General features: G+C 40.8%; 11 protein-coding genes and 2 pseudogenes. 3 read left to right on the top strand and 10 right to left on the bottom strand.

Annotated features, from left to right (window positions below; genetic code table 11):
* Window positions 1-4: 4 nt before the first annotated feature.
* From G4P69_RS00185 to G4P69_RS00210, 6 genes are all read right to left on the bottom strand, one after another.
* The gene (locus G4P69_RS00185; protein WP_208339434.1) at window positions 5-1,576 is read right to left on the bottom strand and encodes a sodium:solute symporter family transporter; all 1,572 of its coding nucleotides are present in this window, start codon (window positions 1,574-1,576) and stop codon (window positions 5-7) included.
* A gap of 134 nt (window positions 1,577-1,710) precedes the next feature.
* Window positions 1,711-1,986, bottom strand: a complete 276-nt coding sequence (locus G4P69_RS00190) for a DUF485 domain-containing protein (RefSeq protein WP_208339435.1) — start codon at window positions 1,984-1,986, stop codon at window positions 1,711-1,713.
* 146 nt (window positions 1,987-2,132) lie between these two features.
* Window positions 2,133-2,750: a hypothetical protein gene (locus G4P69_RS00195; protein ID WP_208339436.1), complete on the bottom strand. Its 618-nt coding sequence runs from the start codon at window positions 2,748-2,750 to the stop codon at window positions 2,133-2,135.
* Window positions 2,751-2,846: 96 nt separating this feature from the next.
* Window positions 2,847-3,551: a DevA family ABC transporter ATP-binding protein gene (locus G4P69_RS00200; RefSeq protein ID WP_208339437.1), complete on the bottom strand. Its 705-nt coding sequence runs from the start codon at window positions 3,549-3,551 to the stop codon at window positions 2,847-2,849.
* 46 nt (window positions 3,552-3,597) lie between these two features.
* Entirely contained in the window at window positions 3,598-4,776 is a 1,179-nt protein-coding gene (gene devC, locus G4P69_RS00205) for an ABC transporter permease DevC (RefSeq protein ID WP_208339438.1), read from the bottom strand.
* Window positions 4,773-5,963: an ABC exporter membrane fusion protein gene (locus tag G4P69_RS00210; RefSeq protein WP_208339439.1), complete on the bottom strand. Its 1,191-nt coding sequence runs from the start codon at window positions 5,961-5,963 to the stop codon at window positions 4,773-4,775. Before G4P69_RS00210 ends, devC begins: the two co-directional genes overlap by 4 nt.
* A gap of 78 nt (window positions 5,964-6,041) precedes the next feature.
* Between G4P69_RS00210 and G4P69_RS00215 the strand changes: the two genes are divergently transcribed.
* Window positions 6,042-6,938 carry a TetR/AcrR family transcriptional regulator gene (locus tag G4P69_RS00215; RefSeq protein ID WP_243902162.1) on the top strand — a complete coding sequence of 299 codons (897 nt, stop codon included), beginning with the start codon at window positions 6,042-6,044 and terminating at the stop codon, window positions 6,936-6,938.
* A gap of 114 nt (window positions 6,939-7,052) precedes the next feature.
* Here G4P69_RS00215 and G4P69_RS00220 read toward each other — a convergent pair whose 3' ends face one another.
* Window positions 7,053-7,430 carry a DUF2141 domain-containing protein gene (locus G4P69_RS00220; protein ID WP_243902163.1) on the bottom strand — a complete coding sequence of 126 codons (378 nt, stop codon included), beginning with the start codon at window positions 7,428-7,430 and terminating at the stop codon, window positions 7,053-7,055.
* A 362-nt stretch (window positions 7,431-7,792) separates the two neighbouring features.
* Between G4P69_RS00220 and G4P69_RS00225 the strand changes: the two genes are divergently transcribed.
* Window positions 7,793-8,377 carry a TetR/AcrR family transcriptional regulator gene (locus tag G4P69_RS00225; protein ID WP_208339441.1) on the top strand — a complete coding sequence of 195 codons (585 nt, stop codon included), beginning with the start codon at window positions 7,793-7,795 and terminating at the stop codon, window positions 8,375-8,377.
* Window positions 8,378-8,455: 78 nt separating this feature from the next.
* Window positions 8,456-8,533: pseudogene (locus G4P69_RS40355) on the top strand (phosphoketolase family protein); the annotation flags it as partial.
* Window positions 8,534-8,571: 38 nt separating this feature from the next.
* Here G4P69_RS40355 and G4P69_RS40360 read toward each other — a convergent pair.
* The 3 genes and pseudogenes from G4P69_RS40360 to G4P69_RS00240 form a co-directional block, all read right to left on the bottom strand.
* Window positions 8,572-8,622 (bottom strand): annotated as a pseudogene (locus G4P69_RS40360) (hypothetical protein); the annotation flags it as partial.
* Window positions 8,623-8,716: 94 nt separating this feature from the next.
* The gene (locus G4P69_RS00235; RefSeq protein WP_208339442.1) at window positions 8,717-10,285 is read right to left on the bottom strand and encodes a phenylacetate--CoA ligase family protein; all 1,569 of its coding nucleotides are present in this window, start codon (window positions 10,283-10,285) and stop codon (window positions 8,717-8,719) included.
* A 712-nt stretch (window positions 10,286-10,997) separates the two neighbouring features.
* Window positions 10,998-12,110, bottom strand: a complete 1,113-nt coding sequence (locus G4P69_RS00240; protein ID WP_208339443.1) for a sensor histidine kinase — start codon at window positions 12,108-12,110, stop codon at window positions 10,998-11,000.
* Window positions 12,111-12,116 lie beyond the last annotated feature (6 nt).

Below are 12,116 nucleotides of genomic sequence, written 5' to 3' on the forward strand. Positions count from 1 at the left end.
GTAATCAGTTGTTAGTTCCTATGTGAATACGGTTTTCTACTTCAGAAAATTTTTCTTGTGCTTGCTGTTCATTATCTAACAGAGAAACAACAATCCCCACCAAGAATGCTAGGGGAATGCTAACTAATCCAGGATTTTTTAACGGGAAGGCAGCTGAAGCGTGTTTGAGAATAGTCACCTGAATAGTTGGTGAGAAATATATTAGTACCAAAGATGATACCGTACCTACTAACATACTAGCTACAGCAGCGTTGGTTGTAAACCGTCGCCAAAGCATTGATAAAAGCAACGCTGGAAAGTTTGCACTGGCGGCGATCGCAAATGCTAAACCCACCATATAAGCAACATTCTGTCCTTTAAACAAAATACCCAGCAGCATCGCTAAAGCACCTAATAACATAGTGGCGAAGCGCGCAACCCTTAGTTGTTCTGTCTCGTTAGCATGGCCTGAGCGTACCACATTCACCCACAAATCATGGGACAATGCTGCTGCACCTGAAAGCGTCAATCCCGCCACAACCGCTAAGATTGTAGCAAAAGAAACTGCTGCAATAAAACCTAAAAAAGCATTACCCCCTAAAAAGTCTGCTAAAATTGGCGCGGCCATGTTACCACCAGTACCAATTTTTTTAATAGTATCTTGACCTACTAGTACCATTGCTCCAAAACCTAAAATAAAGGTGAGCAAGTAAAAAACACCAATAAAAGCAGTCGCGTATGTTACTGAAACTCTAGCTGCTTTGGCATTTGGTACAGTATAGAACCGCATCAGGATGTGAGGTAGTCCAGCTGTGCCAAACATTAGCGACATCCCAAGAGAAATAGCATCCAATGGATCAGAAACTTGTTTACCCGGAGCTAATACGCCTGGATATTTGGCTTCAGCAGCAGCAAATAGTGCTATTGGATTGAAACCAAATTGAGCCAACACCAAAACGGCTAACAAGATAGTTCCACCCAATAGTAGAATTGCCTTGATAATTTGCACCCAAGTTGTGGCAATCATTCCACCAAAAATCACATAAGCCATCATCACGCAACCTACGATGACAACGGCTAATTCATAGTCAAACCCAAACAGCAGCTTGATCAGTTCGCCAGCACCTACCATCTGAGCGATTAAGTAGAAACTAATCACTGCTAAAGTACCTATGGCGGCTGCTATTCGCACTGGTGTTTGTCTTAGACGATAAGCTACCACATCAGCAAAGGTGTATTTGCCTAAGTTACGCAGAGGTTCTGCGACTAAGAACATAACAATTGGCCAGCCCACCAAAAAACCGATAGAATAAATTAACCCATCAAAGCCGTTCAGCGCGACTAGTCCTGCAATGCCTAAAAAGCTCGCAGCACTCATGAAGTCTCCTGCTAAAGCAAGCCCATTTTGGAAACCAGTGATATTACCGCCAGCGGTGTAAAAATGTGATGTACTTTTGGTTAGTTGTGCAGCCCAGTAGGTGATACCTAGAGAACTACCAACAAAAACAACGAAGAACGCGATCGCTAGTGGGTTAAAGTGACCAAGACTACTAAGGTCTACTATAGCCAGTGGTAAATAATGCCAAAAACTATTCATCTTTTGAATTGGTTGATATACAGCAGAATTCAGGAGTTAGGAGTTAGGAGTCAGGAGTCAGGAGTCAGGAGTCAGAAGGCTAGCTTGTACACAAAAGCACTGCACTTCAGTTATCTGGAACCTGGTATGGTTACTCATCTACGTAGAAGTTCAGCAATTTTATCGTCGTAATTTTTATTTGCCCAGCGTACGTAGACAAAAATTAGTACCCATGCACTGATAATTACTAGCGCTCCTAGTAAAATCCCGAGACTAAGCCCTGGAATCACTTGTGACCCCAACAAAGGCTTATTAAACGCAATCAACAGAATAAATCCAAAGTAGATAACCATCATGGCTCCACTCAGCATCAGCGATACCTGCCAACGCTTAGCTGCAAGAGCTTGCAAAGCTTTTGTGCGGTCTTCCATATTCAGCTTCAATTTGAGAAGATAGCTGAGATTCTCTCATTCAATGTATCTGGTGTAAAATCTTCTTTAAAATTCTTAGTTATGCTGATAAAATTACTATATAACTATGAATTGTCTCACTGCAACTAAGTGGCAGGCGTGATTTTCTACCTTGATGTCGTTCTAAATTTATTTGGATCAAGCTCGAAATTACCATCGACAAACCCCTGAACCTCAGTGCCAGCTTCGTAGGTTCTATTCTTGCCTTTAAACAATAAAGCTAAAGGAGTAACCACAACTGCTAGCGCAATGATTCCTCCAGATGTACCACCGCCACTTTTTTGCTCGGCACGAATAGCAACGCGTTCGCCACTCACTAAAGTGACTTCTTTAAGAGATATCTCCAACTTTCCTTTACGACCCAACATTCCAGAGCGTTTTGCTTTAGTTACTATACCTCTTGCGATCGCGCCCTTAGCAATCACAATTACGTTTTTCACCAAAACATCTTCTGATACTTCAAACTCGACCGGGTCGTTTTCTTTAGCCGTTTTAGAGGAAATTGTTTGCTTGAATTTAACTTTTACAGCAGTGCCATCGGCTAAACCAAAAGAAAGGGCAGGAGTGGGAGACTTAATGGTAGGGTTGTTGGGTGGAAGGGGTTTTCGTACCGCTTGACTCACTACAATGACCGGCTTGAGGCTTGCCATAACTGGCAATTGTGTCAATGGCAAAATTTCTACACTAGCCAACAGCACCGATGCTCCTATAAAAGCTTTTTTCATCAGTAATAGCCTTAGTGGATGTTGTAATAAATAAAATACCACTAAATTGCTATTAACTTTTTTTGTCCTGTGACTGTTCTGGCTGTGGAATGTGAGTTAAACCGCTCCCGCTACAACAGTGTTTGAATTTTCTGCTAAACGACCATCTTCCATATAAATAATGCGGTCAGCAATATCGAGAATACGATTGTCGTGAGTCACTAGCAAGATTGTGCAACCATGTTCTTTAGCAAGGCGTTGCATAAGTTCCACCACATCACGACCAGATTTTTTATCAAGCGCTGCTGTTGGTTCATCAGCAAGCACAATTTTGGGTTGTGCAACTAAAGCACGTGCGATCGCCACTCTTTGTTTTTGTCCGCCCGACAGATTTTCAGGATAGTAATTACAGCGATCTGCTAATCCTACCTCTTCTAGCATCGCCATTGAGTGGGCTTGCATCTGTTCAGCGGTAATATTTTTGTGGAGTTCTAAGCCCATCCTCACATTCTGCAATGCCGTCAAGCTATTGTGCAGGTTATGTGCTTGGAAAATATAACCATTGCTACGTCGCGCTAAAGTCAGTTCTGCTGCACTAGCACCACATAGTTCTCGTCCCAAAACACGCAAACTGCCAAATTGAGCAGAACGCAACCCACCTACTAAGGTAAGCAGCGTAGTTTTACCAGAACCAGAAGGTCCTGTCATAATTATGATTTCACCAGCATTGATTTCTAAATTAATGTCAAATAGGACTTGCTTGCGCAACTGACCATGCCCAAAGTAGTGGTTAAGATTTTGGATAGAAATAACAGCTTGCATTTTTTTAAATATTATTTGTTAAATTTTACTGATTGTCAGCAATTAGTTAAAACATATCAGCAGGGTCAGCAGCTTGGAGTTTACGAGTGGCGATCGCTCCAGAAATAGTACACATAATGATAGTTAACACTAGTACCATCAAGGCTCGCGCCATGGTCATGTATATCGGTAAATTTGTCGCACTTCTAGTCAGGTGGTAAAGTCCAAAAGGGACAATTATTCCCGGAAGAAAACCAAGAACTGCCAAAATGATTGCTTCTTCAAAAATCACCCCTAGCAAGTAGATGTTACGATACCCCATAGCTTTAAAGGTAGCGTATTCTTTTAAGTGAGCATTCACATCAGTAGAAAGGACTTGATAGACAATAATAATGCCAACTATAAATCCCATAGATACACCAAGCCCAAAAATAAAACCAATAGGGCTTTCTTTCTTTAAGTAGTCCTCCTCGAATTTAATAAATTCCTGGTGGGTTAAAACTTTGACATCATTAGGCAAGTAAGCTTTTAATGCTGTTGCAACTTGCTTTGGATCGTAGCCTGGCTTAATCTTGACTAATCCCAGATTAATGCTGCTTGCATCTCTTCTAGGAAATAACCTGAGAAAATTCTGATCACTAGTAATTAGATTCCCTTCAGCAGCAAAAGAAGTCCCCAATAAAAATAAACCACTGAGGGTGATGGTACGGTTCTCGATTTCAGTGGTAACGCTTTTACCCTGTTTAATTTTATCAAGGGCAACTTTATAATCCCCTTTAGAACCTCGATCAAATAAAAAAGTATCTGGTAGTGTAATCTTATTTAACTGCTGGTTTACTTCTGGTAGGTTAAAAGCAGGTCGCTCCGGATTAACGCCAATAATTTGAATCTGAGTTTCGTTAGCAAGGTTTTGAGGATTTCTCCAGGTAATAAGATTGATATACATGGGATCTGCCGATTCCACACCTGGTATATCAGAAGCTTGATACAATCGTCGGCGAGGAATGGTAGAAAGATTTTGTATGTTGCGAGCTTTTGGACTCATTAAAACAATATCTGTATGTAATGCTCGATTGAGGCGAGTATTGCTGTCATACAGCGCATCTTGAAAGCCAAGCTGCATAAACATTAAAACATCAGCAAAAGCAATACCTGACAATGCTACCAATAGACGGCTTCTTTCATGGCTTAGTTGCACCCATCCTAGAGGTGTTCGTCTTTTAAGCTGCTGGATCAATCCGATCATAGTTGAATAACCGCCTTAACTTGCAAATTGGTAAACTTAGCAGCTTTCTGACTTGAGGTATTATCGAGCTTTACATGGACTTCAACAACTCTGGCATCAATGTTAGAACTGGGGTCAGTATTAACTACATTTTGCCGACGCACTTGTAAACCTACCCAATCGACTTTCCCCTGCAATTCACTTGGTAGAGAATCGCTTATGACTCGCACATCCTGTCCAGGGCGAATTTTACCAATTTGATCTTGGTAGACTTCTGCAACTACATACATTTGGCTTGTTTGCCCAATTTCAACAATGCCATTACTTGAAACAACTTCACCAGGACGTGTGTGTATTTCGAATATCTGACCATTTTGGGGCGATCGCACGTAAGCCTGTTTAAGATTTTCCTTTGCTTGATTTACTGCGGCGATCGCATCGTTAACTTCTGCTTTTGCGAGTTCCACATCTACTGGACGCACTTCAGCTATCTTGTTGAGTGTGGCTTGAGCTTCGGTAATTTGCTTGGTACTAGTGCCATTAATACGGGTAAGTACTGCTTTAGCTTCGTTTAATTGTTGCGTTGCAGTGTCTAAGCTCAGGCGCTTGGCGTCAAACGAAGACTTAGAAATTGCACCTTGAGAATATAACTGCTCATATCGCTGATATTCCGCCTGAGCATTGTTTAGTTCTGCTTCTAGTCTTCTAGTGGTTGCTTGTTGTGCTGTCAGATCACCTTGCCATTGTGCATTGAGTCGGTCAATTTGGGCTTTTTGCGCTGCAATTTCACCTTGTTTTGCACCTGCTTGAATCTGAGCCAAGTTTACCTGCTTGACTCTCACTTGTTCTTGTGCTTTGGTTACGGCGGCTTCAAGGCGGTTTTTGCTATCTAGAATAGCGATGATTTGTCCCGCTTTTACTTGTTGGTTTTCTTTGACTAACAGTTTTTCAACACGATTCTCTTGGCTAGATGTAGGCGCAGAAACTTTAATAACCTTTCCCTTTGGTTCTAACCTTCCCAAGGCAGTAACTGTGGTAACTTGAGGCGTACTGATTTGGGCGGTTTGGGTTACGGCTTTAGACTGTGGCGAATGAAATCTCCATCTGTAAACTGTCACCCCGCTAACAGCTAGGGTTGCAGCCATTGCCATAATGACTAATTGGCGATTTTGTCCCTGTTTGAAAAATTCTGATCCATTATGCACCATAAGGTGCCTCCTAAAATCTAAATAAATTAGAAGATTATTATTTCGTTACTTTTTTAAACTAAACTGTTTAGTACAATTATGTCAAGAGTTATTTTTAAACTTGCTAGCGGCTTAAATAAAAATATGGAATGTAATCATTTAGACCGTTATTTATCATCAGAGAAAGTCGAAGTGATTTTAGAAGGAGCGATGCGAGAGTTTCTAGCTCATGGCTTTGCTGCTACAACCATGGATCAGATATCAGCAGCAGCAGGTGTGTCCAAAACAACGATATATAATCACTTCGGCGATAAACAGGGATTATTCAACGCTTTAATTCAGCAATTGATAAAAGAGATATATTACGCAAGATTTAATCCTCAGAAAGCTCAGTCTATGCAAGACGAAGCATCTGTCATCTTGCACAAATTAGCCGTGAGTATTTTAAACTTCGATGATATAGAGCAGCACTGGGTAGCATTTTTCCGCTTGATCGTTGGTGAGTCTGGACGCTTCCCGGACTTAGCGCGAGCCTTCGTTAGAAACATGGAACAGTTATGCATAAAGGATCTCACTCAATTCCTAGGGTCTCGTACTGAACTCAATTTACCTGACCCAGAAGCAACTGCACGCATTTTCTCTGGAACGTTGGCGCATTTTTTAATCATTCAGGAGTTATTGCATGGCAAGGACATTCTGCCAATGGAGCCAGAACGCCTGATTAAGGCTCTAATTGACTTAATTACTCTGAGCCAAAGTCAGAAGAACTTAGATGAAGAACAGTATTCAGGGATAAGACACAAATCATCTAGGCGTAAACGTAGTGATTCAGGTCAGTTTGCTTCAGACTACCAAGATGATCCGAAACGCCTGAGATCCATCAGGCTAACAGATACAGCTTGGGAAAAACTGGCGGCGATCGCAGCTAAGAATGATATGACCCGAAGTGAGATTATCGAAATTTTTGCTCGCAATCAAGCAAGTGAGGATGAGTGATTTTGTATATACATGGCAAAATCAGTGAACAGCAAACAGTTATCACAGTGTCAGTCTGGGATTTGACCCCAGGATAAATACATCACTGATAACTGATAACTGATAACTGTTGAATTAGCCACCTAAATACATTAATTTGATTTGAATATTTGTGTTGGAACCTGCTACAAAAATTGCTGAATCTTCAAATTTAGGTGGACCAGTGAGAATTGTTGGATTTCTGGAAAACCCAAAACCGTTGGTTGGAATCCCCAAGAAATTGCGACGAAGTTTGCCATCTCCTTCGGCATCATGCAGTACTGCTACACTATAGCTTCCGGGTTTCAAATTCTTAAAAGTCAAAACCATTGATGTATTGGTAATTGGTACACATCGATTTTGCAATGCATTTGCAGCACTATTGGGAAATCCTTTACTGCTTGCAAAAACATTCACGCAAACGTTTCCAGATCGATTCCGCAACCCATCAATCTCAACGGTTAGGTCACTCATTAAATTTGCTCGAGCGCTGAATGGACTCGCCAAACTCAAGAATGCTGAAAACAGTAGAAGACCTAATCCAAATCTTTGCATTATACACCTGTCTAAAAAGAGAAATTTTTTATCAGCAAAACAAAGTTAACCATCCAAGAGGATGATGTATAAAATTGTACCTATTACTGGCTTTTGATGTAGACGAACAAGTGGCAAAGTTAACTTACCAAATGTTTGGTAAAACATTTACTATTAATTTAGATAACACAAATTTTAACTTTTGTCACATCTGTCAACCAAATGTTTGGTAAAATGACCAAGAAAGTTTTGTCGATCGCTTAGATATGATAGATATGAGTTATTAATTAACTGGGTTATAAATGAGTGGTGCTTATGAACGCTTGCTTGATACAGCGGAGCGTCTTTTCAGCGAACGGGGGTATACAGCAGTAACCCTGCGTGATATTGGGACTGAACTGGGAATCAGCCATGCATCTCTCTATTACCATGTACCTGGAGGAAAAGAGGAACTTTTTGTAGAAGTTACTGAGCGATCGCTTGCGCGACACAGGGTAGGCTTATTTAAAGCAATCTCTCAAGCAAAGCCAATTTTACAAGAACAATTGCGCGCTGCCGCACGATGGTTTCTCTCTCAACCACCAGTTGATCTATCTAGATTGAGCCGTTTAGATCTACCTGCACTTAATCAAGTTCAAGCAGAACGTCTAACAAAGGTAGCTTATGAGTCAATTTTGCAACCTATTGAGCAAATCTTTGTGACAGCTAGCGAACATCAGCACTATCGAGTGGTGTACCCAATTTTACTTGCAAGTTCATTTATTCAGATTATAGGAACTATTCATGATGCAGATCGCTACACAACCACTCCGGTAAAAGATATGGCTGACGAAATGATAGCAGTTTTGTTGCGTGGCATTGAACCACGTTCTGAAAATAGTTCTTAAGTCAGGTCTAACAACAAGCATCAAGCTTGACGATGAACTGATACTCGCTTACCAGGGTCTTGCTTTTTTACTCACACACCTGAATATCCCATGATCATTTTGCGATCGCCAAAGGGTTGGACAGGACCAAAATATGTAGATGGCAAAAAAGTAGAGGGCTGAACTAGCAAGTGATGATTTTGGACAGCAACATAAACGGTGCCTGGAAGCAGAACATCCCCGGTAGCGGCTCTTTTAACTCGCAAAGCTGTGAGTGTTATGGACTAATCAAAGCGGAGTTTGACCGCTTAATTGGCGGCACAACTTAAGACAACGCATTCTTGGAACACTCATCACCTCTCACTGCCTAGTGTAACGATGCTTAACTCCAACAGGAAAATACTCAGGATCACCAGATGGAGCTAAAGCTACTATCGGCATTTGATATTCTGATGGAACGTAATTAGCAAACTCGCTGTTAAGACGCTTTAACTGGGAAAGAATAGAAGATGCAATAACTTGTTGTTTTTCTTCACTACCTTCTACCAAAGGCGCTAACTCTACAACCACAGATAAAAATCGGTTTTTATCTGCATCTTCTTTGACCTGCAACACAAACTTACCAGTTACCCATTCTCTAATAACTGGTTGCTCTAATCCTACAGTCACATTTTCTGGATAAATATTGGCACCGAAGTAAGACACTGTGAAGTTAGAACGTCCAAAAATATAGACGAAGGGCAATGAGTGTATACCTCTTACTATAGTCTGAGCAGGTAGTGTTTGTTCATCGGATATCCCGAGCCTGGAGCCTAATTCCGCAGACTGATTTAGCAACTCCGCAACTGGATCAAACCCCCATTCTGCTAAAAACTTTAGCATTGCATCGTAGCTAATTATCCCTCCAGTATCCAAAATGTTATAACGTACTAAGGGTATACCATTGTTACCAGAAAACAGCAAAGTGCCGTCTTTTACTTCAAAAAAGCGGCTGATCGGGTCATATTGTACCAACGTGGGTAAGCGCGATTCGCCAAACAAAGCACGCGCAGCATCTGGATGATTGGCTAAAAACCGCCGAATGCAAATACTCAAAGGTGTTTCATTGCCCAGTACACCTGCATCTGCTGTACCGTAAAGTGACGCGGAGTCGTAGTAAGAATTTTGGAAACCAACCCTTTCGCCAATTAAATCACGCCATTCTTCGCTGAAAACCTCTCCTGCCATAACTAACTTTATTTGATATTGCTGCCACTTAATACCACTCACAATACCAGTGTCTATGACATCTTTGAGAAATGGTGGATATCCTAACAGAACAACTTGCTCAAAAGCTGAACCTAGTTCTTGAACAACTCGAAAAATTTCTTTTGTATTGTTACCAGGAGTAATTACGGTGATAGGATAACCCTTAGCAGCTAAATAACGACAGCAATTGGTGGTGTACATCCCACCCACCCAAGTCCCTAAAGGAAAACAAATAACAGCTAGTGTACGCTTAGTATCTGCATAGAAGCTATCGTGAAATATCTGCTCAAAGCGTGTGGCAATCTCCATTTCATCAGTAAAGAAACGAGGCCAAAATGTTGGTTTTCCGGTAGAACCAGAGGAAACAGCAATCATATCACACGTTTCTAACTGACCGTGGTAGCACAATTCACTCAGCGGATGGCGCAATAGGTAATTTTCTTTTGTCAGTAGCGGTAGTCTTTGGAAATCTTCAACGTTTTGGTATTCGGATGGATTTATTCCCTGCTGTGCCAAAAAAGCCTTGTATGCGGGTACATTAGCAGCGACTTCGTGAAATAATGCCAAAGTCGTTGACTCAGTTTTAGCGTTGAGATGGCGATGCAGTACTTTTTCTAGGGGGGTCTGTAAAAATTCTGTAAATGACCTAACTGCCCGTTGGCGTTGTTGTTCAGACTTCATGACTCTTGTGTCTGTAAAAAATTTTGACTACTATCTTAAAGTAGAATCGATAGTCATGAAAATACTGAATAACAAGATCGACTAAAAATCTAACTAACGAATATACAATGCAAGACTAAATGCTGAGACTGCGACAAGTACAGGAACTACATTACTGAGAGCAAACTTCCGCGTTTTGAAGATATCTATCAAAGATACAGGAAGAAGTAACGGCCAAAAGATAGTTGTTACTACAAACATTACAAAGGATAAAAATATATCTTCTGGCTGAGAGCTGGGATGACGAAGGGAAAACCTTAACCAAGTGCTAAAAAAATAGCAGGTAATTAATAGGTAGCTAGCAATTAGAAATAATTGGGAATTATGCACCTTTTGGACTCCTAGAGCTATTTTAGTTTTATTCAACTAAACCGTAGTCAGCTATCACAAAATTGTATCAGTCTAAGTTACCAGTCAAACAAATTGTACATATTTGCAACTTTATGCTAGTGATTGATTCTAATACCATAAATGTTAAAATAAGTCATAAGGCATGGAAATCAGTACTTGTACTTAAATTTAACTAATAATAAGTTAATTAGTTATCATGCTATGAAGCATCAAAAAACCGTCTACATGATGGTTATGTTAAAGTTAACTGCTTTATAAACAATTCGCACGTTGTTTAATTTTAATTTAATGACAAATTTGTACTAAACAAATGAGTGGAACTTCAAGCTAAGGGCAGAAAAAAACGAAAGGTACTACCCACTCCTTGCTCGCTTTCGACCTCAATTTGACCACCTTGCAGCTCAATCAAACGGCGTGAGATAGTTAAACCAATTCCAGTTCCTCCAGAATGGCGATTTCTTGATTTATCAGCTCGCCAAAAGCGCTCAAACACATGAGGTAAATCTTCCGGTGCGATACCCATACCTGTATCAATAACAGCAATCCAAAGCTTATGAGCTTGAGTCCAAACACGAATGGTAATTGAACCTCTAGCAGTATAGCGCATGGCATTACCCACCAGATTGACTAAAACTTGTTCTGTGCGATCAATATCCGCTAACACAGATGGCAGGTTCGGTGGACAATCTAATTGCAGAACTGGTCCATCTTCTAACAGTTGGTCGGTAAACCTCTGTACTAATGATTCTAATAAAGGACGCAAATTCACTGATTGTATATTTATGGGTAGATAACCTGCTTCTGCTTTAGAAAGTTCTTGTAAATCGTTGACTAAACGTTCTAAGCGTTTGGTTTCTTTCGCTAGCTGGTGATAAATTTCAGCAGAGGGTTCAATCTCTCCGTCAGCCAATTCTTCTAAGTAACCTCGTACAACAGTTAACGGTGTCCGTAACTCATGGGTCATATCTCCAATTAGTTCTCTGCGTCGTGCTTCTACTCCTTCTAAACTTGCTGCCATACTGTTAAAACTAACACCGAGTCGATTAAGTTCTGGAATCTCACTTTTTGGTAGTCGCGCATTCAGTTTACCAGCAGCAAACTTTTGAGTAATTTGCTCCATTTCGATTAACCTTTGTACTATCTTTAACGACACCCAGTAACTCAACCCTCCCGCTGCCGTTGCACCTACCAACAGTGACCAAAAAGTACTTCGCCGCCAAGCAGTTTCAAATCCTTGAACCAACTCACCACGAACATCAATTAAATCCAACCCTTCGTTTTCTAGTCGTTCCAAATCTAAAATAAAAAACCCGGGAGAAGAAATTCTGCTTATGGTGACAAAACTCGCCACTCCCACTATCATCACCACAAAGTGCGATAGAAAAAGGCGCGATGCCAAACTCCAAGACTTGACTGAAGGGAAACGGATATTCATAATTTT

The sequence above is a fragment of the Aetokthonos hydrillicola CCALA 1050 genome (assembly GCF_017591665.1).
GTDB classification, from domain to species: Bacteria; Cyanobacteriota; Cyanobacteriia; order Cyanobacteriales; family Nostocaceae; genus Aetokthonos; species Aetokthonos hydrillicola.

Bases quoted from the DNA above. Each gene is read 5' to 3' on its own strand.
- G4P69_RS00185 (WP_208339434.1), bottom strand. From the start codon at position 1,576: ATGAATAGTTTTTGGCATTATTTACCACTGGCTATAGTAGACCTTAGT.
- G4P69_RS00190 (WP_208339435.1), bottom strand. From the start codon at position 1,986: ATGGAAGACCGCACAAAAGCTTTGCAAGCTCTTGCAGCTAAGCGTTGG.
- G4P69_RS00195 (WP_208339436.1), bottom strand. From the start codon at position 2,750: ATGAAAAAAGCTTTTATAGGAGCATCGGTGCTGTTGGCTAGTGTAGAA.
- G4P69_RS00200 (WP_208339437.1), bottom strand. From the start codon at position 3,551: ATGCAAGCTGTTATTTCTATCCAAAATCTTAACCACTACTTTGGGCAT.
- devC (WP_208339438.1), bottom strand. From the start codon at position 4,776: ATGATCGGATTGATCCAGCAGCTTAAAAGACGAACACCTCTAGGATGG.
- G4P69_RS00210 (WP_208339439.1), bottom strand. From the start codon at position 5,963: ATGGTGCATAATGGATCAGAATTTTTCAAACAGGGACAAAATCGCCAA.
- G4P69_RS00215 (WP_243902162.1), top strand. From the start codon at position 6,042: ATGTCAAGAGTTATTTTTAAACTTGCTAGCGGCTTAAATAAAAATATG.
- G4P69_RS00220 (WP_243902163.1), bottom strand. From the start codon at position 7,430: ATGAGTGACCTAACCGTTGAGATTGATGGGTTGCGGAATCGATCTGGA.
- G4P69_RS00225 (WP_208339441.1), top strand. From the start codon at position 7,793: ATGAGTGGTGCTTATGAACGCTTGCTTGATACAGCGGAGCGTCTTTTC.
- G4P69_RS00235 (WP_208339442.1), bottom strand. From the start codon at position 10,285: ATGAAGTCTGAACAACAACGCCAACGGGCAGTTAGGTCATTTACAGAA.
- G4P69_RS00240 (WP_208339443.1), bottom strand. From the start codon at position 12,110: ATGAATATCCGTTTCCCTTCAGTCAAGTCTTGGAGTTTGGCATCGCGC.